The organism is Pseudomonas sp. VS40, assembly GCF_018587885.1.
Classification (GTDB): Bacteria; Pseudomonadota; Gammaproteobacteria; order Pseudomonadales; family Pseudomonadaceae; genus Aquipseudomonas; species Aquipseudomonas pergaminensis.
The window spans coordinates 17,917-44,882 of the sequence record NZ_JAGYWD010000004.1 but is presented as its reverse complement, the minus strand read 5'-3'; the positions used below and the strand labels follow the sequence as shown (position 1 = coordinate 44,882).

General features: G+C 57.9%; 20 protein-coding genes and 1 other RNA gene. 18 read left to right on the top strand and 3 right to left on the bottom strand.

Translation table 11 applies throughout. From position 1 onward, the window contains the following. Nucleotides 1-2 precede the first annotated feature (2 nt). From smc to KHP07_RS12870, 12 genes are all read left to right on the top strand, one after another. Nucleotides 3-3,491 carry a chromosome segregation protein SMC gene (smc, locus tag KHP07_RS12925; RefSeq protein WP_078049732.1) on the top strand — a complete coding sequence of 1,163 codons (3,489 nt, stop codon included), beginning with the start codon at nt 3-5 and terminating at the stop codon, nt 3,489-3,491. Between the two features lie 259 nt (nt 3,492-3,750). Next, nucleotides 3,751-4,614: a cell division protein ZipA gene (zipA, locus tag KHP07_RS12920; RefSeq protein ID WP_078049731.1), complete on the top strand. Its 864-nt coding sequence runs from the start codon at nt 3,751-3,753 to the stop codon at nt 4,612-4,614. Nucleotides 4,615-4,701: 87 nt separating this feature from the next. Next, entirely contained in the window at nt 4,702-7,059 is a 2,358-nt protein-coding gene (gene ligA / locus KHP07_RS12915; RefSeq protein ID WP_214497302.1) for an NAD-dependent DNA ligase LigA, read from the top strand. Nucleotides 7,060-7,299: 240 nt separating this feature from the next. Continuing rightward, a complete protein-coding gene (locus KHP07_RS12910) occupies nt 7,300-8,463 on the top strand; it encodes a zinc-binding metallopeptidase family protein (RefSeq protein ID WP_068934598.1) in 1,164 nt (387 codons plus the stop codon). Nucleotides 8,464-8,612: 149 nt separating this feature from the next. After that, an RNA gene (gene ffs / locus KHP07_RS12905) (signal recognition particle sRNA small type) lies at nt 8,613-8,709 on the top strand. A 324-nt stretch (nt 8,710-9,033) separates the two neighbouring features. Continuing rightward, a complete protein-coding gene (locus KHP07_RS12900) occupies nt 9,034-9,960 on the top strand; it encodes a HamA C-terminal domain-containing protein (protein ID WP_214497301.1) in 927 nt (308 codons plus the stop codon). A 1-nt stretch (nt 9,961) separates the two neighbouring features. Next, nucleotides 9,962-12,472, top strand: a complete 2,511-nt coding sequence (locus KHP07_RS12895; RefSeq protein WP_214497300.1) for a DEAD/DEAH box helicase — start codon at nt 9,962-9,964, stop codon at nt 12,470-12,472. Between the two features lie 194 nt (nt 12,473-12,666). Then, nucleotides 12,667-13,311 (top strand): hypothetical protein, encoded by a 645-nt coding sequence (locus KHP07_RS12890; protein ID WP_214497299.1) that lies wholly within the window; start codon nt 12,667-12,669, stop codon nt 13,309-13,311. A gap of 363 nt (nt 13,312-13,674) precedes the next feature. Then, nucleotides 13,675-14,211 (top strand): hypothetical protein, encoded by a 537-nt coding sequence (locus tag KHP07_RS12885; RefSeq protein ID WP_250883568.1) that lies wholly within the window; start codon nt 13,675-13,677, stop codon nt 14,209-14,211. A gap of 20 nt (nt 14,212-14,231) precedes the next feature. Further along, the gene (locus tag KHP07_RS12880) at nt 14,232-16,193 is read left to right on the top strand and encodes an AAA family ATPase (RefSeq protein WP_214497298.1); all 1,962 of its coding nucleotides are present in this window, start codon (nt 14,232-14,234) and stop codon (nt 16,191-16,193) included. Nucleotides 16,194-16,350: 157 nt separating this feature from the next. Next, nucleotides 16,351-17,397 (top strand): N-acetylmuramidase family protein, encoded by a 1,047-nt coding sequence (locus KHP07_RS12875; RefSeq protein WP_214497297.1) that lies wholly within the window; start codon nt 16,351-16,353, stop codon nt 17,395-17,397. A 1-nt stretch (nt 17,398) separates the two neighbouring features. Then, complete coding sequence (locus tag KHP07_RS12870) at nt 17,399-17,989, top strand: hypothetical protein (protein WP_214497296.1); 591 nt, start codon at nt 17,399-17,401, stop codon at nt 17,987-17,989. A gap of 127 nt (nt 17,990-18,116) precedes the next feature. Here KHP07_RS12870 and KHP07_RS12865 read toward each other — a convergent pair whose 3' ends face one another. After that, nucleotides 18,117-18,980, bottom strand: a complete 864-nt coding sequence (locus tag KHP07_RS12865) for a LysR family transcriptional regulator (RefSeq protein WP_214497295.1) — start codon at nt 18,978-18,980, stop codon at nt 18,117-18,119. A gap of 102 nt (nt 18,981-19,082) precedes the next feature. Here KHP07_RS12865 and KHP07_RS12860 point away from each other — a divergent pair, with 102 nt between their 5' ends. Further along, on the top strand, nt 19,083-20,042 hold the full coding sequence (locus KHP07_RS12860; RefSeq protein WP_214497294.1) for a DMT family transporter: 960 nt from the start codon (nt 19,083-19,085) through the stop codon (nt 20,040-20,042). Here the strand turns inward: KHP07_RS12860 and KHP07_RS12855 are convergent. Both KHP07_RS12855 and KHP07_RS12850 read right to left on the bottom strand, forming a co-directional pair. Then, entirely contained in the window at nt 19,956-20,327 is a 372-nt protein-coding gene (locus tag KHP07_RS12855; RefSeq protein WP_078049723.1) for a VOC family protein, read from the bottom strand. The two genes, KHP07_RS12860 and KHP07_RS12855, sit on opposite strands and share 87 nt — an antisense overlap. A 54-nt stretch (nt 20,328-20,381) precedes the next feature. Next, complete coding sequence (locus KHP07_RS12850) at nt 20,382-21,131, bottom strand: substrate-binding periplasmic protein (protein ID WP_099493590.1); 750 nt, start codon at nt 21,129-21,131, stop codon at nt 20,382-20,384. A gap of 133 nt (nt 21,132-21,264) precedes the next feature. On the opposite strand from KHP07_RS12850, the gene dnaX reads away from it, so the two are divergent. The 5 genes from dnaX (at nt 21,265) to KHP07_RS12825 (ending at nt 26,928) form a co-directional block, all read left to right on the top strand. Further along, the gene (dnaX, locus tag KHP07_RS12845) at nt 21,265-23,361 is read left to right on the top strand and encodes a DNA polymerase III subunit gamma/tau (protein ID WP_214497293.1); all 2,097 of its coding nucleotides are present in this window, start codon (nt 21,265-21,267) and stop codon (nt 23,359-23,361) included. A 43-nt stretch (nt 23,362-23,404) separates the two neighbouring features. Next, entirely contained in the window at nt 23,405-23,743 is a 339-nt protein-coding gene (locus tag KHP07_RS12840; protein WP_003175481.1) for a YbaB/EbfC family nucleoid-associated protein, read from the top strand. 134 nt (nt 23,744-23,877) lie between these two features. Then, the gene (curA, locus tag KHP07_RS12835; protein ID WP_214497292.1) at nt 23,878-24,912 is read left to right on the top strand and encodes an NADPH-dependent curcumin/dihydrocurcumin reductase; all 1,035 of its coding nucleotides are present in this window, start codon (nt 23,878-23,880) and stop codon (nt 24,910-24,912) included. A gap of 65 nt (nt 24,913-24,977) precedes the next feature. Further along, nucleotides 24,978-25,580 carry a recombination mediator RecR gene (gene recR, locus KHP07_RS12830; protein ID WP_078049720.1) on the top strand — a complete coding sequence of 201 codons (603 nt, stop codon included), beginning with the start codon at nt 24,978-24,980 and terminating at the stop codon, nt 25,578-25,580. Between the two features lie 199 nt (nt 25,581-25,779). Next, nucleotides 25,780-26,928 carry an acyl-CoA dehydrogenase family protein gene (locus tag KHP07_RS12825; protein WP_214497291.1) on the top strand — a complete coding sequence of 383 codons (1,149 nt, stop codon included), beginning with the start codon at nt 25,780-25,782 and terminating at the stop codon, nt 26,926-26,928. Nucleotides 26,929-26,966: the final 38 nt, after the last annotated feature.

The window sequence follows — 26,966 nt, the reverse complement described above, 5'->3', positions numbered from 1 at the left end:
GCGTGCGGCTCAAGTGCATCAAACTGGCGGGGTTCAAATCCTTCGTCGACCCGACCACGGTGAACTTCCCCAGTAACATGGCGGCGGTGGTCGGGCCCAATGGTTGCGGCAAGTCGAACATTATCGACGCCGTCCGTTGGGTGATGGGCGAGAGCTCGGCCAAGAACCTGCGTGGCGAGTCGATGACCGACGTCATCTTCAACGGCTCCACCAGCCGCAAGCCGGTGAGCCAGGCCAGCATCGAACTGGTGTTCGATAACTCCGACGGCACCTTGATCGGCGAATACGCGGCCTACGCGGAAATCTCCATTCGCCGCAAAGTGACCCGCGACAGCCAGAACAGTTACTTCCTCAACGGCACCAAGTGTCGCCGTCGGGACATCACCGATATCTTCCTCGGCACCGGCCTGGGCCCGCGCAGCTATTCGATCATCGAGCAGGGCATGATCTCCAAGCTGATCGAAGCCAAGCCCGAAGACCTGCGTAACTTCATCGAGGAAGCGGCTGGCATCTCCAAGTATAAGGAGCGCCGCCGCGAGACCGAAAACCGTATCCGCCGCACCCACGAGAACCTCGCCCGCCTGACCGACCTGCGCGAAGAGCTGGAGCGCCAGTTGGAGCGCCTGCACCGCCAGGCCCAGGCTGCCGAGAAGTATCAGGAATATAAAGGCGAGGAGCGCCAGCTCAAGGCGCAACTGTCGGCCCTGCGCTGGCAGGCGCTGAATGACCAGGTGGGCCAGCGTGAAGCGATCATCGGCACCCAGGAAATCAGCTTTGAAGCTCTGGTGGCCGAGCAGCGCAACGCCGACGCCAGCATCGAACGTCTGCGTGACGGTCATCATGACCTGTCCGAGCGCTTCAATCTGGTGCAGGGCCGCTTCTACTCGGTGGGGGGCGACATTGCCCGCGTGGAGCAGAGCATCCAGCACGGCCAGCAGCGCCTGCGCCAGTTGCAGGATGATTTGAAGGAAGCCGAGCGCGCGCGCCTGGAAACCGAATCGCACCTGGGCCACGACCGCACCTTGCTACTGACCCTCGGCGAAGAGCTCGACATGCTCACCCCCGAGCAGGAAATCACCAGCGCCGCCGCCGAAGAAGCCGCCGCCGCACTGGAAGAATCCGAAACCACCATGCACAGCTGGCAGGAGCAGTGGGACACCTTCAACCTGAAGTCCGCCGAGCCACGCCGGCAGGCCGAAGTGCAGCAGTCACGAATCCAGCAGTTGGAAACCAGCATGGAGCGTTTGGCCGAGCGCCAGCGTCGTCTGCAGGAAGAGCGCGTGTTGCTCGCCGCCGACCCGGAAGACGCGGCGATCATGGAGCTGAGCGAGCAACTGGCCGAAAGCGAAATGACGCTGGAAGAGCTGGAAGCCAGCGAAGAACAACAAGTGGAGCGCCTGGAGCAATTGCGTCAGCAACTGCAACAGGCGACCCAGGCGCAGCAACAGGCCCAGGGCGATTTGCAGCGGCTCAATGGTCGGCTTGCGTCTCTCGAAGCCTTGCAGCAAGCCGCCTTGGACCCCGGTACCGGCACTGCCGAGTGGCTGCGTGACCAGCATCTGGCCGAGCGCCCGCGCTTGGCGGAAGGCTTGAAGGTAGAGGCAGGTTGGGAGTTGGCGGTTGAAACGGTCCTGGGTGCCGACCTTCAAGCCGTGCTGGTGGATGATTTTGGCGGTTTCGACCTGGCCGGTTTCGCCCAGGGCGATTTGCGTCTGCTCAGCCCGGCCGCCGATGGCACGCGGGTGCCGGGCAGTTTGCTGGATAAGGTTGAGGCGGCGATTGATCTGTCACCATGGCTGGGCCAGGTCAAGCCGGTCGAATCCCTGGAGCAGGCCCTGGCCCAACGCGGCCAACTGGCGGCCGGCGAAAGCCTGATCAGCCGCGACGGCTACTGGGTCGGCCGCCACTTCCTGCGCGTACGCCGCGCCAGTGAAGCGGAAAGCGGCGTGTTGGCCCGTGGCCAGGAAATCGTCAACCTGATCGCCGAGCGTGAAGAGCGCGAAGCGACCCTGGAAAGCCTGGAAACCGAACTGCAAACCCTGCGCGCCACCCAACGCCAGCAAGAGACTGGCCGCGAACACTTGCGCCGCCTGTTGCAGGACGAAGCGCGCCAGCAAGGCGAATTGAAAGCCCAGCTCTCCGCGAGCAAAGCCAAGGTCGAGCAACTGACCCTGCGCCGCACCCGGCTCGACGAAGAAGTCGCCGAGATGGGCGAACAACGCGCCCTCGAACACGAACAGATCGGCGAAGCACGCTTGCACCTGCAGGAAGCCCTCGACAGCATGGCGCTGGACACCGAGCAGCGTGAACTGCTGCTGGCCCAGCGCGACAGCCTGCGCGAGCGCCTCGACCGCGTGCGCCAGGAGGCTCGCCAGCACAAGGATCACGCCCACCAGTTGGCGGTGCGCCTGGGTTCGCTCAAGGCCCAGCACGCGTCCACGGCCCAGGCCCTTGAGCGCCTGGAGATGCAGTCTGAACGCCTGACCGAAAAGCGCGAGCAACTGAGCCTCAACCTGGAGGAGGGCGAAGCGCCGCTGGAAGAGCTGCGCCTCAAGCTCGAAGAGTTGCTCGACAAGCGCATGACCGTCGACGAAGAACTCAAGACCGCGCAGATCGCCCTGGAAGACGCCGACCGCGAACTGCGTGACGCCGAAAAACGCCGGACTCAGGCCGAGCAGCAATCCCAGCTGATCCGCGGCCAGCTCGAACAACAACGCATGGAATGGCAAGCCCTGACCGTGCGCCGCAAGACCCTGCAAGACCAATTGCTTGAAGACGGCTACGACCTGCACGGCGTGCTCAATACCCTGACCGCCCAGGCGAACGAGAAAGAAGCCGAAGAAGAACTTGAGCGCATTGCCGCGCGTATCCAGCGCCTGGGCGCGATCAACCTCGCGGCCATTGACGAATACCAGCAGCAATCCGAACGTAAACGTTATCTGGACGCCCAGGACGCCGATCTGGTGGAAGCCCTGGACACCCTGGAAAACGTGATCCGCAAGATCGACAAGGAAACCCGCAACCGCTTCAAAGATACCTTTGATCAGATTAATGGCGGTTTACAGGCCTTATTCCCAAAAGTTTTCGGCGGTGGCAGCGCTTACTTGGAACTGACGGGCGAAGATCTACTCGATACAGGGGTGACGATCATGGCGCGGCCTCCGGGCAAGAAGAACAGCACCATCCATTTGTTGTCCGGCGGCGAGAAAGCCCTGACCGCATTGGCCCTGGTATTTGCGATCTTCAAGTTGAATCCGGCGCCGTTCTGCATGCTCGACGAAGTTGACGCCCCGCTGGATGACGCTAACGTTGGACGGTACGCGCGGTTGGTGAAGGAGATGTCCCAGACCGTGCAGTTCATCTATATCACCCACAATAAGATCGCCATGGAAATGGCGGATCAACTGATGGGGGTCACGATGCATGAACCGGGTTGTTCGCGCCTGGTGGCGGTGGATGTAGAAGAAGCGATGGCGATGGTGGAGTCTTGATCCATGTCAGCAAAGAATTTTGATAGCGCGCGGTAAGACGCTTTACCGGTCTGGCGAAAGTGGCAAATGGACATATTTGTTCAAGGCATTTTGACAGACGGTGTAAAGTTATCTTTGGTCGTGCTAGTTTAATGTCAAATTTTCGTATGCGTGGGCAAAACGTCAGTCAGAACATAGAGTTGGCGCCACGTTTTAAAGCGGTTTGCACGTTGCTAAACCCCTTATTTTTCAGCATTTTTTATTAGAGGCACGGGATTACATGGAAATCGGTCTGCGCGAGTGGCTGATCGTCATCGGCATTATTGTCATTGCCGGTATTCTTTTTGATGGCTGGCGCCGGATGCGCGGTGGCAAGGGCAAGCTCAAATTCCGTCTGGACCGCAACCTGTCCAACTTGCCTGACGACGACGGCAGCGCCGAGCTGCTGGGGCCGCCCCGTGTGCTGGATACGCACAAAGAACCGCAACTGGACGAGCACGACCTGCCGTCGATGAGCGCCCCCGTGCGTGAAGCCCGCGAGCCGTCCTCCAAGCGTGGCAAGCGCGCCGCGCCTGTGGTGGCAGAGCCGCGCCAGGCTGACCTGGACCTGGACGTCGATGACGGCCCTGGCTTCAGCAGCCGCGACGATGATTTCCCAGACGAAAACGCTGGCAAGAATGCCCCGCGCCAGTCCGTGAACGACCAGCCGGCCGCCGAAGAAGTGCTGGTGATCAGCGTGATCTGCCGCGACGCCGCTGGCTTCAAGGGCCCGGCGCTGTTGCAGAACATCCTCGAAAGCGGCCTGCGGTTTGGCGAGATGGATATTTTCCATCGTCACGAAAGCATGGCCGGCAACGGTGAAGTGCTGTTCTCCATGGCCAACGCGGTCAAGCCGGGCACGTTCGACCTGGACGATATCGACCTGTTCAGCACCCCGGCGGTGAGTTTCTTCCTCGGTTTGCCAGGCCCGCGTCACCCGAAACAGGCGTTCGACGTGATGGTGGCCGCAGCCCGCAAGCTGTCCCAGGAACTGAACGGCGAGCTCAAGGACGATCAACGCAGCGTCCTCACCGCGCAAACCATCGAACATTACCGTCAGCGCATCGTCGAGTTCGAGCGTCGCGCCCTGACACAGAAACGCTGAGGATTGGTCTTCAGCGTTGTCAGTAGAATAAGCGCACTAACATATTGAGCAGCTTCGGCTGCTCTTTTGCTTTCTGAGAGAACACCCATGACCGCCGCCCACACCCGCATCCTCGAACTGCGCGCTGAACTGGATCAGCACAACTACCGTTACCATGTCCTCGACGAGCCGAGCATCCCGGACGCCGAGTACGACCGGCTGTTCCACGAGCTCAAGGCCCTGGAAGCCGAGCACCCGGACCTGGTCACGCGCGATTCGCCGACACAGCGGGTCGGCAGTGCGGCGTTGTCGGCGTTCACCCAGGTGAGGCACGAGATTCCGATGCTCAGCCTCGGTAACGCCTTTGATGAAACCACCATGCTTGAGTTTGATCGCCGGGTCACCGAAGGCCTCGACCTGCCGGTGGGTGATCTGTTCGGGGGCGGCGCGGCCGTTGAGTACAGCTGCGAACCGAAACTGGATGGTCTGGCGGTCAGCCTGTTGTATCAGGACGGCGAACTGATACGCGGCGCCACCCGAGGCGACGGCACCACCGGCGAAGACATCAGCGTCAACGTGCGCACCGTGCGCAATATTCCGTTGAAACTGCACGGCAGCGGTTGGCCAGCGACCCTGGAAGTGCGTGGCGAAGTGTTCATGTCCAAGGCCGGTTTCGAACGGCTCAACGCCTCGCAACTGGAGGTCGGCGGCAAGACTTTCGCCAACCCGCGCAACGCGGCAGCGGGCAGCTTGCGCCAACTGGACTCGAAGATCACCGCCAGCCGCCCGTTGGAATTCTGCTGCTACGGTGTCACCACCGACATCAGTGACACCCATATCGGCAACCTGCAACAACTGAAGAAGTGGGGCATGCCGATCAGCCATGAGCTGAAACTCGCCAAGGGGATCCAGGATTGTCTGGACTACTACCGCGACATCGGCGAACGGCGTAACAGCCTGCCGTATGAAATCGACGGCGTGGTGTTCAAGGTCAACAGCATTGCCTCGCAGCGCGAACTGGGCTTCCGCGCCCGCGAACCGCGCTGGGCCATCGCGCATAAATTCCCGGCCATGGAAGAGCTGACCGAACTGCTCGACGTGGAATTCCAGGTCGGCCGCACCGGCGCTGTCACGCCGGTGGCGCGGCTCAAGCCGGTCAAGGTCGCGGGTGTGACCGTGTCCAACGCCACCCTGCATAACATGGATGAAGTCGCGCGCCTGGGCCTGATGATCGGCGACACCGTGATCATCCGCCGCGCCGGCGATGTGATCCCGCAGGTGGTCTCCGTGGTGGCCGAGCGCCGCCCGGAAAACGCCCGCGCCGTGCAGATCCCCGAGAGCTGTCCGGTGTGCGGCTCCCACGTGGAGCGCACGCAACTGGTCAAGCGCAGCAAGGGCAAGGAAACCGTCACCGAAGGCGCGGTGTACCGCTGCGTCGGCCGCCTGGCCTGTGGTGCACAGCTCAAGCAGGCGATCATTCATTTCGTCTCGCGTCGCGCCATGGACATCGACGGCCTGGGCGACAAGACCATCGAGCAGTTGGTGGATGAAAAACTCATCGGCTCGCCCGCAGACCTCTACAAGCTCAAGTACGAGCAGATCATCGACCTGGAAGGCTTCGCCGACATCTCCAGCAAGAAGCTGATCACCGCCATCGAAAACAGCAAGACCCCGACCCTGGCACGGTTTATCTACGCCCTGGGCATTCCCGACGTGGGCGAGGAGACGGCCAAGGTGCTGGCGCGCTCGCTGGCCTCCCTGGAGCGTGTGCAGAAGGCCTTGCCGGAAGTGCTGACGTACTTGCCGGACGTGGGCCTGGAAGTGGCGCACGAGATTCACAGCTTCTTCGAAGACAGCCACAACCAGGACGTGATCGGCGCGCTGCTGTCGCCGCAGGAATGCGCCTTGCAGTTGCAGGATCAGGGCGAGCTGAGCGCCGAGTTCGCCGCCAGCACCACCCTGGGTGGCTTGCTCGACAAGCTGCACGTTCCGAGCGTCGGCCCCGGCGCGGCGCAGAAGCTGGCGGACAAATTCGTCACCCTTGAAGGCGTGATCAAGGCCGACTGGCTGGATATGCGCCAAGCCCTGCCCGAGAAGCAGGCCAAGGCCGTGCGCGAGTTCTTCGATAATGCAGACAACGCCAACCACGCCCTGGCCATCGAGCAGCAGCTCAAGGACTTCGGCATGCACTGGCTGAGCGAGAAGAAAGTCGTGGAAGGTTTACCCGAAGCAGGGCACACCTGGGTGCTCACCGGTTCCCTGGAGCTGATGAGCCGTGACGTGGCCAAGGACAAGCTCGAAAGCCTCGGTGCCAAGGTAGCGGGTTCCGTCTCGGCGAAGACCCACTGCGTAGTTGCGGGGCCAGGCGCCGGTTCGAAACTGGCCAAGGCCAACGAGTTGGGCCTGAAGGTATTGGACGAAGAGGCTTTCGTCGCCTTCCTCGCCAAGCACAACATCACTGTCTGATGTGGACTGTGGGGTAAACAAGCGTGTTGTGGTGAGCGGGCTTGCTGTGGTGAGCGGGCTTGCCCCGCGCTGGGTGGCGAAGCCGCCCCAACAAGGACGCCGAAGTGTTTCGGATAGACCGAAGTGCCGGGTTTGGGGCCGCTACGCAGCCCAGCGCGGGGCAAGCCCGCTCACTACAACAATGTGGAACGATTCTGAAGCGAAAGTGATCTAGTCTCAGTCACCCAGGGAGAGATCGCCATGTTTCGCTACTTCGAGCAACTCAGTTCGCGCATTGCCGCACCGTTCGTGGCCGGCTCGTCTCGTGACAGCAAGGTCTGGCAGTGCCGTTGCGGCCAATCCCTGTTCTTTCGCAACAGCCAGTGCCTGGCCTGCCAGGCGCTGCTGGGCTACCAACCCCAACAAGCCCGGTTGGACTCCCTGCGGCCCGGCCCGGTGGAAGGCACCTGGCTGCAAGATGGCAACCTTGACGCCGGCGCTTTCCGTCGCTGCGCCAACCTCGACACGCCAGCCGCCTGCAATTGGCTGATCCCGGCTCACAGCACCGCGCCGCTGTGCGTGGCCTGCAGCCTCAATCGCACCATCCCTGACCTGTCGATCGTAGAAAACCATGAGCGCTGGCGCAAAGTCGAAACCGCCAAGCGCCGCTTGGTCGCGCAATTGATCAGCCTTGGCCTGCAAGTGGTGCCCAAGAGTGTCGACGAAGACAACGGTCTGGCCTTCGACTTCGTCGGTATCGACCTGGAGGGCAACGCGCCGATGACGGGCCACGCGAACGGCTTGATCACCCTCGACATCAAGGAAGCCGACGACGCCCACCGTGAAAAGGTGCGCGTACAAATGCGCGAACCCTACCGCACGTTGCTCGGTCACTTTCGCCATGAGGTTGGCCACTATTACTGGGATCGCCTGATCGCGAATACCCACTGGCTCGAACCGTTTCGCGCCCTGTTCGGCGACGAACGCGCCAGTTACGCCGATGCCCTCGATCAGCATTATCAAAACGGCCCGCGCCCTGACTGGCAGCAAACCTGCGTCAGCGCCTACGCCACCATGCACCCCTGGGAAGACTGGGCCGAAACCTGGGCCCATTACCTGCACATGATGGACGCCGTCGACACCGCCCTCGGCTTTGGCATGAGCGCCCGCGAGATGGACCTGGATTACCAACCCTTCCCCCTCAGCACGCTCTACGACCCCGAGCACCCCGGCGGCGCGGCGTTCCTGTCGTTCGTCAACGCCTGGATTGAACTGGCCGGCATGCTCAATGAACTGTCACGCAGCATGGGCCAGCCGGATTTCTATCCTTTCGTGCTGCCTCCGGCGGTAATCGCCAAGCTGCACTTCATCCACCTGGTGATCCAGGAGGAAGGTGGCCGAGCAGACGAAGCCGTCACCCTGTAGGAGTCGGCTTGCCGGCGATGGCGTCCCCGCGATAGACACAAGTGCTTGAACCATCGGATATTTTTAATCCGGCCCCAACGGTTGTAACTTCCGATGAGATCGGTACAATGGCCCCGCTTGCCGAGAGGCAGGCGTCGTTATGGTGACCCCATCGGTCCCCCCGCAACGATTACCCGTGAACCTGGTCAGAGCCGGAAGGCAGCAGCCACAGCGGGAACATTGTGTGCCGGGGTGTGGCTGGTGGGGTTGCCTCCATAACGTAAGTCCTTGAATTCTCAAGGATTTCTAAGTCAAAAATTTCGAAGTGTGACAGCGTTTAGTGACCGTGAAGTGGTGCACTTGCTCTGCACTTTAACTCCCTGAATTTGATTTCTCCACTCATCTGATCTCGGCTCGACCTAGGGCATCTCATGCCCGCTGATTAATGCGTCTGGAAAAATTGGCTTTCAGCTCAGCTACGGTATAGTGGCAATCTGTCTTTGCGGTTTTTTTTTGAGTTTTCGTCAGACTCATGCCGCAGATAGATAGAGGTAGCTCAAACCGAATCGTGTAGAGGTGGAGTGACAGGGAATGGTCAAGATTGCAGAGATAAAATCTCTGATTGCAGTGAATAACGATGACTATACTGCGTGCATCGATTCTATTGAGCACAGCGATACAATAAGTTCGCTTAAAGCTAATCTGCGATTTCATCATCTAAAGTTCGATGGTAATGGGCGGCCAATGGTAAAGGCATTAGCCGGTCTATTATATAATTATATAATAGACTATTGTATCGCTGCAAAAAATCGACCTGGACCTATAACCTTCAATGATGCTGCGCGTCTAACTAAAGAAGCTAGAAAGCTCTTTCGTCATCCGGATGTAACTGATGATAGCCCCGATAAGACAGGGGAAGCAGGCGAAGCCCTACTATACTTTTTAGTCGAAGCAATAATTCAGGCTCCGCAAGTAGTGGCGAAGATGGAGCTTAAGACAAATAGGAAGTTAGAAGCAAACGGTTCTGATGGTATTCACGTTAAATGGAACGCAGAAGATCAAATTGTTGATTTCTATTTTGGTGAGTCAAAGCTTTATAAAAATATAGATGATGCAATAACTTCTGCTATAAAAAGTATTGAAAGCTTTCATGCGGACGAGGTCTACAAGCATGAATTCACAATGATTACGAAACACTTTAAGTATGCAGACAAAGAAGTTCAGGATGCTGTTACTGAGCATATACGCCTTGGAGAGCCCGGTCCTGGGGCAAGAATCAACCACGCTTGCCTAATAGGCTATAACTGGGACGCTTACTCAAGTGCTCCTGGTGTCGCCCATTCAGTGTTATCTAAAGAGTTTAAAGAAAATTTCTCGAAAGAAACAAGTCTTATTGCTTCAAAATTAGAAAAAAAGCTTACAGGGTTTTCGAGGTCTTATCTTTGTCTTGATGTTTTTTTTATACCGTTTCCCTGTGTACAAGAGTTCAGAAATGAATTCAATGCGGCGTTAGATTAATATGGCATTCGAAGTTGATAAGTTTGAGGTGGAAATTGAAAAGCTATTCAAATATAGCGTAGATCATTTACTTCCTGGGCGCAGGTTAATAGAAGGACTAAATTCAGAAGAAGTAAGGAAATTGATAGGCGTATCTTCAATTCTCTCGCTCTCAGATGCTCCTGAGGACTTGGCTCTAGCTTATGAGGTTATAAGCCGTCTCGTTGAAAGTTCGTCCAATGAGAAGACTAAAATAGTCCAAGCTGCCGATATAATTTTCTCAAGGATTGGTAACTTTCCGGGAAGATCCCTTTTGCGGGATCGGTACAGAGAGCTAGAAAAATATTCTCCATCGTTGTTATTGTCGTTGGAGCGTATTGCTAGAGAAGCTGAGAATACGGTAGCTGATGAAGTGATGTTAACAGACTTTCAGCACAAACTTTACACTTCATTAGAGAATCAAAAATCTGTAAGCGTTTCTGCACCCACCTCTGCTGGAAAATCGTTTATTCTTAATCTTGATTTAGTAAGGAGACTAAAGTTCGGTGCTGAAGAAAATATAGTATATATTGTTCCTACAAGAGCTCTGATTTCGGAAGTTTCTTCTAGGATAAGGCGTACAATAAAATCCAAAGAAATACATGGGGTTTTGGTTAGGACTGCTCCATTTCCCCTTAAAGACTCTCAGAATATTAAAAATGTAATATATGTGTTGACCCCTGAAAGATTGCTGAGTTTGCTTAAGCCGGAAAATAATAAAAAAAGAATTACGTCTATATTTATAGATGAGGCTCACGAAATCCAGAAGGGAAATCGAGGTATTACTTTGCAAAGTGCCGTCGATTTGGCATTGGATAAACATCCATTAGCCTCGATATTATTTGCGAGCCCGCTTATAAGCAATCCAGGTTATTTTTTGAGCTTGTTTGGGCGCCAAGAAGAAGGATTGTTTTTTACTGAGACTGTATCTCCCGTATCTCAGAATCTGCTTCTTATATCTGAAGTTGCCCGTCAGCCCAGCATGATTAACGTTTCATTGCTTGCTGGGGGGCGTGGAGTAAATCTCGGAAATACGTCTGTTGATTTTTCCTTTAGAGGATCACGTACGAAACAGCGTGCTCTATTTGCTAATGAAATTACGGGAAGTGATGAGTCCACTATTATATTTGCTGATGGGCCAGGGGAAGCAGAGAAAGTCGCTGAAGAATTGCTAGCCGTAAATAAAGAGTTTTTTATATCAGAAGATGTGAAAGACTTTATTAGCTTCATAAAGACTGAGGTGCATGAAGAATATCCTTTGGCTGTGAGTTTAGCATCAGGGGTAGCCTTTCACTACGGGGTTATGCCTTCAATAATTCGATCTGGTGTTGAGGACTTGTTCAAGGCTGGAGAAATTAGATTTTTATGTTGTACTAGCACGCTGCTGCAAGGTGTAAATCTACCGGCAAAGCATATTGTTATAGAAAATCCCCATAGTGGTACTAAGCCGATGTCTAGATCAGATTTTCTCAATCTGTCTGGACGCGCTGGAAGGCTCCTTCAAGAGTTTCATGGCAACATCTGGTGTATCAGACCGAGTGAATGGGAAGAGGAGTCCTACAAAGGTGAGAATCTTCAGGAGGTAAGGGCTTCAATGGAAAAACTTATGGATGATGGTGGTTCCATTATTCAAAGGTTGATGAGTGGCGAGATAGATGCTGATAAAAAAGACTTCGCTGAAGCAGGTTTTAGTAGACTTTATCGCGAGATAATTGAGAATGAAGAGAGCGAGGTTATAAAAAAATACCAAACAGTAGAGAATTCCGAGGTTCTAGCTCAGAATTTGAAGCATGTCCAGGATTTGACATTAACATTGCCTCAAGAAATTTTAGAGTCCCACAGTAGCTTAAGGCCGGATCATTTACAGATTCTTTACGATAAACTCTATGGCGCGGTTTACACCGAAGAATTTTCGCTGTTAAACCCTTTCTCTGTGGGTGGTTATCACCGAATGGAACGGGCTATAGAAATAATATCTGACGTTTTTCAATGGGCGGAAAGCCAAAAGTTCCGCAGTTGGGTTTGCTACTTAGCACATCAATGGGCAACTGGAACGCCAATAAATGTGCTGATTAAAGATAGAGTTAACTATATAAGGCGCCAAGATGATTTTTCTACTCGAACCTCCACGATCATCAGGCAACTTTTAGGCATCATAGAGACAGATATACGCTTTAAGCTAGTGAAATATTTCAGTGCCTATGAGGATGTAATTAGATATTGCCTCCAGATGAAGGGAGTTTCAGATGACGAGGCGAAACAAGCTGCTTATCACACCTTCCTCGAGTTTGGAGCGTGTTCTCCCATTGAGTTAAGCTTAATGTCGCTTGGGTTTTCAAGGTTTACAGCGTTGCGTCTGGGGAAAATGCTGGATTGGGGGGACTCAGTCGAAGTGGAAGACTATGCGTCAGTTATTGCTAATAGCAATATTGACTCTTTAAAAATCCCAAGAGTTTGTATAAAGGAGATTAAAGAAATTATAGGTCAGCAATAGTATTGTCAGTTTTGTGATTTTGACCTGTTTGAATGTTTTCGGAGGTGAGTATTATTTACTATATTTTTCGGGTTGTGGTCAAAATCTGAAAATATTAAAACCTTAGCAAAGTCAGTTGGCTTGGTATAGGCGGTGTTGCTTATGAGACAAAATGCTATTACAGGGTGCGGCGCTACAAGGACAAGGATGAAAAAATGAAATCACGAAACTTGTATACGATCCATGACGTTATTGTTAGAGGCTATACCGTTACAGAACTTCCGAATGGTAAGTTCTTGCATCAGTTCACTCCTGCCACTACTGGTACTCTTTATCAGTTTGAAACGAATAGTAGTGCTGCCGAACTTGTAAATGGTGATCGTTACAATATCGGATTTATAACTGATCGTGAGGGGAGAAATATTATTGAACCTTCAGCTTTAGGAAAAGCTGATAGTGTCAATAAGTTGCTGAGCTATTCAGCGGCGAAACATTTTTCTCTGGATAAGCTTGCAGAAAACCAAGGGAAAAACGATGATCGTGTCAAGCATCGAGCTACTGACGGTTATTATTGGGGACGGAAATACGCTTGGCGACGTTTTGGGTTAGTAATGGCAAAGGGAGCTTTTTACAAGTATATGAAAGAGATCGCTCACCCTTTTGTCGTTTGTAAAACTATCAATGGCGACATCGGTATTCATTCTAATGAAGAATCAATAGCTTATAAGGAAGACGGTCTGGAAGAAGCGATGGATGCACTAATTGATACGGCGGAAAAGGTCGGTCGTTACTTTAAATCGCCTCTTTATAGTGGTAGATTTCAAATTATTCCTGTTAATGCTATATCCGACAAAAAATAATTAAGGTCTAGCTGTTGGAAACTATAATCCCCCTATGTTGTACGGGCTAGGGGGATTTCCTTTGCATTAACCAATATGCACTAGTGTGCGATCAGCTACTAATTAATAGAAGCCCATTGCCAGCGTGTGTGAACCGATTTTCCTGTAAGAGCATTGAGGGCTCTACACATTTGTTTTGAAGATTTATCGAGCATTGTACGTTACTCAGTTCGATTTGGGAGAGAAAGCTTTACTGATTTAAGGCTTTCAGCGATACTCGAGCATGCTTGCATGCGACATGGTCAGAGCCGGAAGGCAGCAGCCACAGCGGGAACATTGTGTGCCGGGGTGTGGCTGGTGGGGTTGCCTCCATAACGCTCTTCCTTGCAATACCTCCTCAAACTCAATTCAAAAAATGCTTTCACGCCATCTGCCATCGGGCAGTCCATGGCGGCATACTCCAGTGCCTGGCATCCGGAGACAGAACACGTGGAAAAAGTCGACGACCTCACTCGCGAAAAACTGCGGGAATGGCAGATGCGGCGCCTGGAGATCAAGGACCGTATTCAATCGCACCCTGAACAGACCCTGGAGTTATCGAAGGTGCTGGACCTGATGGATGACGAGCACGCGGACATCCTCAGCCAGGCGGAAATGATCCGCGCGACCGATGCGGCCGATGAGCCCGCGCCGCCCGCCGAGCCGACGCCGCCGCCACTCACAGGGGCCTTCACGCTGCAATTGAATGTGGCCGCACAGAGTGCCGAAGACTTGCGCAGGCTGCTGGACATGGCGGTGTTCGAACTTCAGCAGCAGATCAGCGCGATGGCTTCAACGCCTGACGCGCGTCCCCAGGGCGGCGGTATGTCAGGCTCCCTTGGAGAATATCGGTTTGAGCTGGGCAGTCAGGGCAATGCCTGATTGCCTGGTTGCGAGGAACTATGCAACCGGAACACTTTGATTTATCCAGCCCCGTCTTCCTGCCTGTCACGCAGGAAACTTGCACGGCGCTGCTTGGCGCGGACGGTGCCAAGGCCCTGACCGGCCTGTCGGACCCGGAGCTGGCCGCCGTGCTGGTCATCCAGAACCTGGCCCAGGCCGTGGAAAAAGACCTGACCTGTGCCGGCGCCGAGCGCATCCTGACCAAGCTGATTGACTGGGCGGTCGACGCGCCGGCAGGGGGCGCCGCGACCTTGCTGTCCGAAGCCCAGCGGCTGTTCGATCCGCGCAAGCTGTACTTCGGCTTCAATGCGCTCAAAACCGTCAACCTGCGGCTGCTGTCGGCTGAAGAAGTCGCGGCGCGCGATTACCTGCTGCCGTCGGGTAAATGGGATATCGGCTACAAGGTCCGCCACCTGCGCAGCAATGACCCGTTCAGCCAGCAGATGATCACGCCCCGGCAGCGCGAGCGCTGGCTCAGCCCGGCCCAGGACAAACTGGTGCGCACCTTCCGCGCCAACCTGAACGAAGACCTGCATGTGCAAGGCTACGCGGGCATCGGCAAGAGCCACCTGCTCGGCGCCTTGATGGAGTGCCTGCGGCCGGCGCAAACCTTGATACTGGCGCGTACTGGAGCAAAACTCGCGACCCTGCGTGAACGCATGGGACTGGCCAAGGACAGCAAGACCGGTTCGACCTTTGCTGCCTTCGCCAAGGCGCTGTTGCAGGGGCAACGGCCCGCCGCGCAGTCCACACCCACTCGGTTGCCCGGCAAACACGAAGTGTCGCAGACCCTGAATATCCACGGCTGGCGTGGTCACGATGGCGCGGCAACGCTTGATATCTGCCTGAAGGTGCTCGACAGCTACTGCCACTCCAACCATCACAGCCTGTCGGCCAGGCATTTGCCGCATTTCAAGCAAGCCTTGTCCAGCGTGGACGCCCAGGCGTTGCTGGAGTATTCCAGCCGGTTGTGGACCTATCTGGACGCCAACCCGCAGTGGGCCGGTCAGACGGCCTTCGCAGCCCTGTTGCTGATCAAGCGCGCAAGCCTCGATGGATGCGTGGTGCCGCCCCGATACACCCATGTGCTGATCGATGAAAGCCAGGACATTCCACCCTCGTTGTTGCAGATCATCGAACGCGGCCGCCAGGTGTTGATTACCCTTGGCGATGAGTACCAATTGGCCAGCGGTGAGGTGGTCAGGCGCAAGCGCGAAGTCCGGCACACCGACATCAGTTACTCGGTGCGTTCGGGCCGCAACGTCGAGCGCCTGGTCAACCCGCTGATCAGCGTGCATTCGCAGAAGGGCAAGACGCCCTTCGAAGGCGCGCGGGATGCCGACGTCGGTATCGAGCACTACCCCCAAGGCTTCGTGCCGCCCGAAGGCTGCGTGGTGTTGACCGCTTCCCATTGGGACACCATGAAGTGGGCGATTCAGTTGCAGCAAGCCAACTGCCCGTTCGGGTTCCCCGACAACGCGGCGCAGCAGGACCTGCAACGCTTTATGACCAGCGTTATCGCCTTGTTCAAGCCGCAGTTCTACAGCAACGAGCACAGTGACAACGGCCCCCACGCGTATTTCAGCGACATGGACGACTGGCAGCAGGTGCGCGATGCCAGCCAATTCGATGAGGCGTTCCTGTGGGTCGAAAGTGAGCTGGAAAAAGGCTTCAACGTCGCCGATATCACGCGCTTGAACCGGCTGGGTGGCGTGCCTGGCAAGCGATGCCTGCTGATGCTGGCGGAGGAGGCGGGCGGCATGGAGTTCGACCGGGTGCTGCTGACGCCCGAACTGCTGACCAACGTGAAGTTCAAGGACGCCTACGCGTTCGACCAGCGGCTGTGCGCGGTGTACATCGCCATTTCCCGGGCGCGGATGCAGCTTTACCTGCCTTACGACGTGGTCGAGTGGATTGATTTCCACACCTACCAGAAAACCCGTGAATTCCACGGTTACTGATTTATTTAATTCGGCTGTTTCACAACTTTCAGCGGTCGCTCTGGACAACCTAAAACCACCTTGTTAGTTTCCGCCAGCCACTTGTTTCAGAGTATGACAAGGGTGCGGATTTGATATTGAAGTGCCATCACTTCTTTAACTAACAAGGATGTCTGTGATGAAAAGCCTGCAAGGGTTGCCCCGTCTTATCAGTGCTTCGGTAGGCGCTCCCGGTAAAGCCCGTAACTTGCCTTCCGATGTGCAGTGCATCCAATATCTATTCAATCTGATCATTCCCAAACTGGGCTTCCCACTGGCCGAAAACGGCAAGTGCGACGGTCAGTTGGTGCAGTGCATCAGCCAGTATCAGTTCCGTCATCTCAAATACGCGCACCCCGATGGTGTGATCGACCCGACCGGTAAAACCTTCAACAGCCTGATCGAAGAGGCGGTGAAGGTACCGGTGAAGGCGTTTCCGAGCATGCGTATTCCAAGCTTTCTGAATGCATTCGGTAACAACCAGGGTGACGCAGTGCAAGCCACCGTCAACGTGTACCTGGACCGTATGCGGGCAATGATCGAGGCTGAGCGGCGCAATCGCCAATTGATGCTCCAGGCCACGTGCGATGGCGGCATGACGCTCACCGATACGGATTTTCAGAATGCCGCCAAGCAGTTGGGCAACGGCATTTCGGTGAATGTCATCAGGGCCTTCGCCACGGTGGAGTCCGGTGGTCGCTCGGGTTTCGGGCCGGCCAAGTTACCGATCATTGCGTTTGAAGGGCACCAATTTCGCAAGTACACCAAGCATATCTACGACCAGGCGCATCCGCTGCTTTCGTACATCTATGTGAGAAAGGCCGGGCCGCAGTGGCAGGTCAATAACAAGGATCAGGTCAAGGCCTGGGAAACCATGGCCACTGCATTCGCCCTGGACCAGGAAGCGGCGTTGATGTCGGCGTCGTGGGGCATGTTTCAGACCATGGGGTTCAACTACGCCTCATGCGGTTACAAAACGGTGTTTGAGTTTGTCGCGGCATTAAAAGTGAATGTCGGTAACCAACTGAAGGCGTTTCTCGCGTTTTGCGCTAACAGCCCGGCGTTGATGACGGCCATGAAAGCCAAGGATTTCACTTCGATGGCCCGTAACTATAACGGCAAGGACTACGGCAACTATGACGTCCTGATGAAAGAAGCCTACGAGAAACTTGAAGGAAAAAAATAAGATGATCCGTTTTCTAGCAGTGGGTGTGTTGTCGTTGTGCGCCGCAGCGCCTGTCTTGGCCGGTTCACCGGCGTTGCATTCAGGCAAATACGAAGGGCTGATGCTGGCCGTGACGCCTGAGCATCAGGTGGAAGGCTATTACGCGGAAGAGATGGGCGAGGGCGTTACTCGCAGCTGCACGTTCTACCTGCAAGGCAAGCCCTCAGCACTGACCACCTGGAACGACACTGCCTACCCCGGCAGCGTGGCACCCTCGTCCGATGGCGTGACCCTCACCGTGGCAGAAGGCCGTCAGCATCCGGGTTGCCTCAATGTGCTGATGCCGGAAGTTGCCACCGGCCTGGACCTGACCCAGACCGCCAGCAAAAAATGGATCGCCCTGGTCAAGGTCTCAGCCGACAAGGCTTACCTGCTGAAAAATCCAAGTGCCAAGGCGGCTAAACGTCCCTACATCGTCAAGAACGACGTGGTCGGTGTGCTGGCATTCAAGGATGGCTGGGCCCAGGTCGAGTTCATCAACGCAGAGGGTCGCTCGTTTACGGGGTGGATCAGCCAGGATCAATACGCGCGGTTGGCGGCCCCCAAAAGCTGATCTCGAAAACGGCAAAAATCTAAATGTGGGAGCGGGCTTGCTCGCGAATACGGAGTGTCAGTCGCTGGATGCAGTGACTGAGCCACCGCTTTCGCGAGCAAGCCCGCTCCCACATTTTGGATCTTCATCAACCGAATATTTCGCGGAGTAACCCGGCAAACGCATCCCGTGCCACATGCCGCTGGGTGTCCTTGTGCCAGAACAGCAGGTTGTCCACTGCCTGCAATTCCTCAAAGCGATACGACGCCAGCTGATTGGCCTGCTCATAGCGGGCCAGGATGCCTTCCGGCGCGAGCGCCACGCCAATCCCGGCACTGACGCAACCGATGATCGTGCCCCAACTGGCATAGCTGGCAATCGCCGGCTTGAAGGCGTGCGGCTTGACCCAGTTTTCCAGCGCCGCCCGGTAGGGGCAGCCGGGAGGCCACACCAGCAAGGTGCGGCCGGCCAGGTCTTCGGCGCCGTGGATCGGGTCGCTGGTGGCGCTGGCGATCAGCACCAGGCGTTCGCTGTAGACCACGCTGTGTTCGAGCTTTGCGCGTTTATTGCCGGCGGCCACCAGGGCCACGTCCAGGCGGTGGTGTTGCAGGTCGTCGAGCAGTTCGCCCCAGGCGCCGGTGACCAGTTCCAGGCTGACGTCCGGGTAGCGTCGGTGATACTCCGCCAACAGTGGCGGCAAGCGCCCGCTGGCGCTGGACTCCACCGCGCCGATACGCAGGGTGCCACGGGGAATGGCGTTGGCGTCCACGGCGCGTTTGGATTCGTCCACCAGCGCCAGGATGCGTTCGCAGTACTCCAGGAAGATCTCACCGGCAGCACTGATCGCCAGCCCACGCCCGGCGCGAATAAACAGCGGTGTGCCCAACTCGTTTTCCAGCTGCTTGATACGCGTGGTGATGTTGGACGGCACGCAATGCAATTGCACGGCGGCCTGGGCCACGCTGCCGGTTTGTGCCACCGCTCGCACCATTTTCAGTTGGGCCAGTTCCATCGCTCAGTTCCAGTGATTTCAGAAGTCAGAAACGGTTAATTGTCCTGCGCCTTGCCCCGGTCAAGACTGACGGCATTCCTTCTCAGTGTTTGGATGCCGTCGATGAATACCCCGTCACCCCTGAAGCTTACGCTAGTCATCGCCAGCGTCATCCTCTGTTGGGCCTATTCGCCGATTGGCGTGCACATGGGCCTGCACAGCTACAGCCCCGGCCAGCTCGCGTTGTTGCGGTTTCTGATCGCCTCGGTGTTCATGGCCGCTGTGGCCCTGGTGCTGGGCATCGGCCGGCCATGCCTGCGGGATGTGCCGTGGCTGCTGGTGCTGAGTTTTTTTGGCGTGTTCCTGCACCACACCAGCCTTAATTACGGCCAGCAGTTCGTGACTGCGGCGGCATCCAGCGTGCTGGCACAATCGGCACCGCTGTTCAGCGTGTTGATCGCGTTTTTCTGTTTGAAGGAACGGGTCAGCCTGTGGCGCTGGAGCTGTGTGTCGCTGGGCTTGCTCGGGGTGCTGGTGGTGATCTGGGGCGATCACGGCGTGGGCGATATCGACCCGCGCGGCTTGCTGATCCTGCTGGCGGCGGTGTCGTGGAGCCTGTACTTCGCCATCCAGAAACACTACGCCCATCGCTACAGCCCGCTGACGATGGCGTGCTACATGGTGTGGGCGGGCACCTTGATGCTCTGCGTGAACCTGCCGGGGCTGCCCGCTGCCGTGATGCAGGCGCCGGCGCCCGAGAACCTCGCGGTGCTGGTGCTCGGGGTTTTCCCCAGCGCCCTGGCATACTTGGCCTGGGGGTATGTGCTGAAACATGTCGAGGTCAGCCGCGCGTCGGTGGCCATGTACCTGATCCCGCCAGTGGCGATGACGATGGCGGCGACGCTGCTGGGTGAGCACATCGCCCTGCAAGTGGTGCTGGGCGGTGTGATCGTGTTGACCAGCGTGGCCGCCATCAGCCTGGAAGGGCGCTGGCGGTCAGTCGCTCAGGCAAAACGCACGCAGCCGGTGGCCATCGAGGTCCTGGGCGACGAAGGTGTAGCCGAAGTCCAGGGTGGTCGGTGATTGGATGATCGTCGCACCGCGCTCTACCCACTGGTCGTGCAACGCATCCACGGCGGCTTTATCGGCCAGCGACAGGCCCACTTCACCGCCACCGCCCGTCAGTTGGGCCGCTGGCTCCACGGTATGGCGCGACCACAAACCCAGCTTTACTCCATTGTCGAGAATAAACAGGGCGAAGGTGGGGTTGAGCTCCACCGGCGGCTTGCCCAGCAGGCGGCTATAGAAGTTGGCGCTGGTGGCCGGGCTGTCGACGTAGAGCAAAAAGTAATGGGCGACGGTGTTCATGCGGGCTCCTGGGGGCTGCGTGTGTGAGGGAGCCGAGTCTATAAGACGGTCCTGTCAGTTCCTGTCAGGAGTCTCGCCGGTGTAGAGCTGGATGATTTGGTCGATCTCCCCCGACATTTTCATCCGCAGCAAGGTGCGCAGGATGAGCTGAACCGGCACGTTTGGGTCATTGCGCACGGTGCAGCCAAGGTTCTGCTCATCAATCACCGCGACCTTGTGCAACCGCTTGCCCACCGGCATCCGCTGGTTGAAGCGGTCGAGGATCCATTCGTTGGTCACGGCAAACTTGAAACGCCCGGCCACCAGTTTGTGCAGCACCTGTTCTTCGCTGCGGGCGTCATCGCGGCTGAGCTGGCCGTTGGCGAACAGCGGGTCGAGGCTGGCATAGCGGTAGTTGAGCACGGTGCCAATGGCCTGTGGCGCGAGTTTGTCGACCTGCACCGGCTGAGGAGGAATGTGGGTGCTCACCAACAGGTTACGCTGCACCATCAAGGGGATGCTCCAGGTGTAGTCCCCGGACAGGTTGTCGACCCAGGCCTGGGTGACATAACAGCGCACATCGATGTCGCCATGTTGCATGGCACTCGAGATGCGCGCCCGCGCCAGTACATGGAACTCAGCCGGTCGGTCCACCTGGGTGGCCAGGCTCAACATCAGGTCATACAAAATGCCCTGGGTGGGCCGGCCGTCCTCCAGTTGCACCATGGGCATCGCCCAGCTGTCGGAAACCGAGAAGCGCAACGGTGCAGGCGCAGCACTGCAAGCCGTGGTAATCATCCATAAAGCGCCCAGGACTACGCGCATATGCTCTCCGGGATCAGGCCTTTTCGGGGCCAACCAGAAGAGCTTAGTCAGATTAGGCGAGCGTGCCGGATGCAATTTCCCCCTTGCTCCGCTAGCATTACCGGCTCCCGCTTCCCAGTTGCGACGGTTTTCGATGAGTTATCAGGTTCTTGCACGTAAATGGCGTCCGCGCTCGTTCCGCGAAATGGTCGGCCAGACCCATGTGCTCAAGGCTCTGATCAATGCCTTGGACAGCCAACGGCTGCACCACGCCTACCTGTTCACCGGTACCCGGGGGGTGGGCAAGACCACCATTGCGCGCATCATCGCCAAATGCCTGAACTGTGAAACCGGTATTACTTCAACGCCGTGCGGCACCTGTTCGGTGTGCAAGGAAATCGACGAAGGGCGTTTTGTCGACCTGATCGAGATCGACGCCGCGAGCCGCACCAAGGTCGAAGACACCCGCGAGCTGCTCGACAACGTGCAGTACGCGCCCAGCCGTGGCCGCTTCAAGGTCTACCTGATCGACGAAGTGCACATGCTCTCCAGCCACTCCTTCAACGCTTTGTTGAAAACCCTGGAAGAGCCGCCGCCCTACGTCAAATTTATCCTGGCCACCACCGACCCGCAGAAACTTCCTGCAACGATTCTGTCTCGGTGCCTGCAGTTCTCCCTGAAAAACATGACCCCCGAGCGCGTGGTCGAGCATTTGACCCACGTGCTGGGCGTCGAGAACGTCCCGTTCGAAGACGATGCACTGTGGTTGCTCGGCCGCGCCGCCGACGGTTCGATGCGCGACGCCATGAGCCTCACCGACCAGGCCATCGCCTTTGGTGAAGGCAAGGTCATGGCCGCCGACGTGCGCGCCATGCTCGGTACCCTGGACCACGGCCAGGTGTTCGACGTGCTGCATGCGCTGATCGAAGGCGACGCCAAGGCGTTGCTCGAGGCCGTACGCCACCTGTCGGAGCAAGGCCCGGACTGGAATGGCGTGCTCTCGGAAATCCTCAATGTGCTGCACCGCGTCGCCATCGCCCAGGCCCTGCCCGAAGGGGTCGACAATGGCCACGGCGACCGCGACCGCGTGCTGGCCTTGGCCCAGGCGTTGCCGGCCGAAGACGTGCAGTTCTACTACCAGATGGGCCTGATTGGTCGCCGCGACCTGCCCCTGGCGCCCGACCCGAGGGGCGGCTTCGAAATGGTGCTGCTGCGGATGCTGGCCTTCCGACCTGCCGATTCGGCCGATGCGCCGAGACAGCCGCTAAAGCCAGTGGGGATCAGCCAGGCCACAGTTGATTCCGCCAAACCAGTGGCTGGCGCAGCAGTGGTTGCGCCAGTGGTTGCTGCGCCTGCGCCAGTTGCGCCGGCGCCTGAGCCAGAACCTGAACCTGAACCTGAACCTGAACCTGAACCTGAACCTGAAACTGTGTCGGCTGCGCCGGTGGTCGCGCTGGAACCGGTCAACGAGCCTGAACCGGTCGTCGACCTGCCCTGGAATGATCCGGTAGAGACTGACGTCGAGGTCGAGCTGGCGCCCGCCGTGGAGCCCGTGCTGGAAACCAGCAGCGAGCAGCCCGAGCTGACGCCGATGCCTACGCCGACCCCGGACAGCGTAGTGCTGGATGCACCGGAGTGGGTGTCTGCGCCGGTCCCCGAGCCCACCGTGGCTCAGGTGGAAGCCGCTACGCCGGGCATCGACCTCGACGACGAACCGCCGCTGGATGAAGACTACATCGAGCCGGACATGGATTCGGCCTACAGCTACCTGGACGACCTGGCCAGCGAACACACCGCCGAGCCAGCCCCCGAGCCCGAGGCTGAGCCTGCCGCGGCCCCGGCCACCGGCCTGGCCCTGCAATGGCTGGAGTTGTTCCCGAAACTGCCGATTTCCGGCATGACCGGCAGCATCGCCGCCAACTGCACACTGATCTCCATCGAAGGCGACCACTGGCTGTTGCACCTGGACCCGGCCCACAGCGCCCTGTTCAACGCCACCCAGCAGCGCCGCCTGAACGATGCGCTTAACCAGTACCATGAGCGCCCGCTGACCATCGCCATCGAGCTGATCAAGCCGGAGCAGGAAACCCCGGCCCAGGCCGCGACCCGCCGGCGTATCAACCGTCAGCGCGAGGCCGAGGATTCGATCCACGGTGATCCGCTCATCCAGCAAATGATGCAACAGTTCGGTGCGGTCGTCCGTCACGATACTATTGAACCTGTCGAAGCCCCGGTTCCCCAAGCGTCATGAAACCGGGCTACTAATTGATCCACGTACTTTTGAGGTGATTCCCATGATGAAAGGTGGCATGGCCGGCCTGATGAAGCAGGCGCAGCAGATGCAGGAAAAGATGGCCAAGATGCAGGAAGAACTGGCCAACGCCGAAGTCACCGGTAAAGCCGGTGGCGATATGGTCAGCGTGGTGATGACCGGTCGTCACGACATCAAGCGTGTAAGCATCGACCCAAGCGTCCTGCCGGGCGTTGGCGAAGATGACCTGGAAATGCTCGAGGCGCTGTTCGCCGCGGCCGTCAACGACGCCGTGCGCAAGATCGAAGCCAACAGCCAGGAAAAAATGGGCGGTGTCACCGCTGGCATGCAACTGCCACCGGGCATGAAGCTGCCGTTCTGATCGACGAGCGTTAGCTAGACTCCAATGCCAGGCCCCGTGCCTGGCATTTTTGTTTGTGCCAATCGGATCGAACCCTGGCACCGCACGCATGGTCTGCACCCTATACCGATGGATTTGGATAAAGGAGCCCCTTCATGCCTCAAGAACCGACCCTGAACCAGCGCATCGTCCTGGTCTCACGCCCGCAGGGCGCACCCACCCCGGAAAATTTCCGCCTGGAGCGTGTGAATCTGCCGGAGTTGGCAGACGGCCAAGTCCTGCTGAAAACCCTGTACCTGTCCCTCGACCCCTACATGCGCGGACGTATGAGCGACGCACCGTCCTACGCGGCGCCAGTGGAAATCGACGAAGTAATGACCGGTGGCGCTGTCAGTCGCATCGAACAGTCGCGCAATCCGAAATTCGAAGTGGGCGACCTGGTGGTCGGCTCCACCGGCTGGCAAAGCCACAGCATCTCCGACGGTCGTAACCTGATGCCGGTGCCCAATGGCCTGGCCAGTCCGTCCATGGCCTTGGGTGTGCTGGGCATGCCGGGCATGACCGCCTACATGGGCCTGATGGACATTGGCCAGCCCACGGCCGGGGAAACCCTGGTGGTGGCCGCGGCGTCCGGCGCAGTGGGCTCGGTGGTGGGGCAGGTGGCCAAGCTCAAGGGCTTGCGCGTGGTCGGGATAGCAGGTGGCGCAGACAAGTGCCGTTATGTGGTGGACGAATTGGGCTTCGATGCCTGCGTCGACCACAAGAGCGCGACCTTTGCCAATGATCTGGCGCTGGCGTGCTTCAAAGGCGTCGATATCTATTTTGAAAACGTCGGCGGTAAGGTGTTCGACGCCGTGGTGCCGCTGCTCAATCCCAAGGCGCGCATTCCACTGTGCGGGCTGATCGCCGGCTACAACGCCCATAAAGCGCCCAGCGGTCCCGACCGGTTGCCGGCGCTGCAACGAACGCTGCTGACCAAGCGCGTGCGCATCCAGGGCTTTATCGTGTTCGACGACTACGGTGACCGCCAGCCCGAGTTCCTCAGCGCCATGGCGCCGTGGGTGCGCGACGGCAAGATCAAGTTCCGCGAAGACGTGGTCGACGGTCTGGAGCAGGCACCCGAGGCCTTTATCGGTTTGCTGGAAGGGCGCAACTTCGGCAAGTTGGTGGTGCGCGTCGCGCAGGATTGAGGATTTGACGCTAATCCGGGGCGCGGGTATAAACCGCGTCTCGTTGTTTTGTCGGACCATTGCCCATGAGCTTCAGCCCCCTGATTCGCCAACTGATCGACGCCCTGCGCACATTGCCGGGCGTGGGCCAGAAAACCGCCCAGCGCATGGCGCTGCAACTGCTTGAGCGTGATCGCAGCGGTGGCACCCGGTTGGCCCAGGCCTTGAGCCAGGCCATGACCGGGGTAGGCCACTGCCGCCAGTGCCGCACGCTGACCGAAGAAGAACTCTGCCCGCAATGCGCCGACCCGCGCCGTGACGACACGCTGCTGTGCGTGGTGGAAGGACCGATGGATGTGTATGCGGTGGAGCAGACTGGCTATCGCGGGCGCTACTTTGTGCTCAAGGGCCACCTGTCGCCGCTGGACGGCCTGGGCCCGGAGGCCATCGGCATTCCACAGCTGGTGACGCGCATCGAAGAACAGGGCACCTTTACCGAAGTGATCCTGGCCACCAACCCGACAGTGGAAGGTGAGGCGACCGCGCATTACATCGCTCAACTGCTGACCAACAAAGGCTTGATCACTTCGCGTATTGCCCACGGTGTGCCGCTGGGCGGCGAGTTGGAGTTGGTCGATGGTGGCACGCTGGCGCACTCCTTCGCCGGCCGCAAACCGATCGCCCTTTAAGGTTCACCGCCGGACAAAGTGTGGGAGCGGGCTTGCTCGCGAAAGCGGTCTTTCAGTACCAGATGTATTGACTGTTCCAGCGCTTTCGCGGGCAAGCCCGCTCCCACATTAGTGTCGTGTTGTTGGCAAAAGGTGTACATGTCTTGATAACCAAGCAAGCGCTTGGTAATTTCGCTCCATCTCGCCATGGAGCTTGCCGATGTCTGCCTACCAGGACTACTTCGACCCCAGCCACCAATTGGTCCGCGACAGCGTGCGTCGCTTTGTCGAGCGCGAGCTGCTGCCGGGCATCGAGCAGTGGGAGGAGGCGCAGAGCTTTCCGCGCGAGCTGTACCTCAAGGCCGGCGCTGTGGGGATCCTCGGCATCGGTTATCCGCAAGCCTTGGGCGGTAGCCATGAAGGTGACCTGTTCGCAAAGGTTGCGGCCAGTGAAGAGCTGATGCGTTGTGGCTCTGGTGGTGTGGTCGCCGGGCTTGGTTCGCTGGATATCGGCCTGCCACCGGTCGTCAAATGGGCCCGGCCCGAGGTGCGCGAGCGCGTGGCGCCGCAGGTCCTGGCCGGTGAAAAGATCATCGCCCTGGCGGTCACCGAGCCGGGTGGCGGCTCTGATGTCGCCAGCCTGCAAACCCGCGCCATCCGCGACGGCGACCATTACCGCGTCAGCGGCAGCAAGACCTTCATCACCAGCGGTATCCGCGCCGATTTCTACACCGTCGCCGTGCGTACCGGCGGGCCGGGCTTTGCCGGCATCAGCCTGCTGCTGATCGAAAAAGACACGCCGGGTTTCACTGTCGGCCAGCCCCTGAAGAAAATGGGCTGGTGGGCGTCGGACACGGCTGAATTATTCTTTGACGATTGCCGGGTGCCCGTCGGCAACCTGATCGGCGCGGAGAACATGGGGTTTGCCTGCATCATGGGTAACTTCCAGAGCGAACGCCTGGCGCTGGCCCTGATGGCCAACATGACCGCGCAGTTGGCCCTGGAGGAAAGCCTTGCATGGGCCGCCCAGCGCGAAGCCTTCGGTAAGCCCATCGGCAAGTTCCAGGTGATCAAGCATCGACTGGCAGAGATGGCCACCGCCGTGGAAGTCTCCCGCGAATTCACCTACCGCCAGGCGGCGAAAATGGCGGCCGGCCTCAGCGTGATCAAGGAGATTTCCATGGCCAAGAACCTCGCCACTGACACCGCCGACCGCGTCACCTACGACGCGGTGCAGATTCTCGGTGGGCAGGGCTATATGCGCGGCAACCTGGTGGAGCGGCTGTATAGGGATAACCGCATCCTGTCGATTGGCGGGGGGACGCGTGAAGTGATGAACGAGATCATCAGTAAGCAGATGGGGTTGTGATTTGCGTTGCTCTTGCGGGCCTCATCGCGGGCAAGCCC

What these genes read in the sequence shown, in the direction of transcription:
- zipA (WP_078049731.1), top strand. Translation starts at nt 3,751, where the DNA reads ATGGAAATCGGTCTGCGCGAGTGGCTGATCGTCATCGGCATTATTGTC.
- ligA (WP_214497302.1), top strand. Translation starts at nt 4,702, where the DNA reads ATGACCGCCGCCCACACCCGCATCCTCGAACTGCGCGCTGAACTGGAT.
- KHP07_RS12910 (WP_068934598.1), top strand. Translation starts at nt 7,300, where the DNA reads ATGTTTCGCTACTTCGAGCAACTCAGTTCGCGCATTGCCGCACCGTTC.
- KHP07_RS12900 (WP_214497301.1), top strand. Translation starts at nt 9,034, where the DNA reads ATGGTCAAGATTGCAGAGATAAAATCTCTGATTGCAGTGAATAACGAT.
- KHP07_RS12895 (WP_214497300.1), top strand. Translation starts at nt 9,962, where the DNA reads ATGGCATTCGAAGTTGATAAGTTTGAGGTGGAAATTGAAAAGCTATTC.
- KHP07_RS12890 (WP_214497299.1), top strand. Translation starts at nt 12,667, where the DNA reads ATGAAATCACGAAACTTGTATACGATCCATGACGTTATTGTTAGAGGC.
- KHP07_RS12880 (WP_214497298.1), top strand. Translation starts at nt 14,232, where the DNA reads ATGCAACCGGAACACTTTGATTTATCCAGCCCCGTCTTCCTGCCTGTC.
- KHP07_RS12875 (WP_214497297.1), top strand. Translation starts at nt 16,351, where the DNA reads ATGAAAAGCCTGCAAGGGTTGCCCCGTCTTATCAGTGCTTCGGTAGGC.
- KHP07_RS12870 (WP_214497296.1), top strand. Translation starts at nt 17,399, where the DNA reads ATGATCCGTTTTCTAGCAGTGGGTGTGTTGTCGTTGTGCGCCGCAGCG.
- KHP07_RS12865 (WP_214497295.1), bottom strand. Translation starts at nt 18,980, where the DNA reads ATGGAACTGGCCCAACTGAAAATGGTGCGAGCGGTGGCACAAACCGGC.
- KHP07_RS12860 (WP_214497294.1), top strand. Translation starts at nt 19,083, where the DNA reads ATGAATACCCCGTCACCCCTGAAGCTTACGCTAGTCATCGCCAGCGTC.
- KHP07_RS12855 (WP_078049723.1), bottom strand. Translation starts at nt 20,327, where the DNA reads ATGAACACCGTCGCCCATTACTTTTTGCTCTACGTCGACAGCCCGGCC.
- KHP07_RS12850 (WP_099493590.1), bottom strand. Translation starts at nt 21,131, where the DNA reads ATGCGCGTAGTCCTGGGCGCTTTATGGATGATTACCACGGCTTGCAGT.
- dnaX (WP_214497293.1), top strand. Translation starts at nt 21,265, where the DNA reads ATGAGTTATCAGGTTCTTGCACGTAAATGGCGTCCGCGCTCGTTCCGC.
- KHP07_RS12840 (WP_003175481.1), top strand. Translation starts at nt 23,405, where the DNA reads ATGATGAAAGGTGGCATGGCCGGCCTGATGAAGCAGGCGCAGCAGATG.
- curA (WP_214497292.1), top strand. Translation starts at nt 23,878, where the DNA reads ATGCCTCAAGAACCGACCCTGAACCAGCGCATCGTCCTGGTCTCACGC.
- recR (WP_078049720.1), top strand. Translation starts at nt 24,978, where the DNA reads ATGAGCTTCAGCCCCCTGATTCGCCAACTGATCGACGCCCTGCGCACA.
- KHP07_RS12825 (WP_214497291.1), top strand. Translation starts at nt 25,780, where the DNA reads ATGTCTGCCTACCAGGACTACTTCGACCCCAGCCACCAATTGGTCCGC.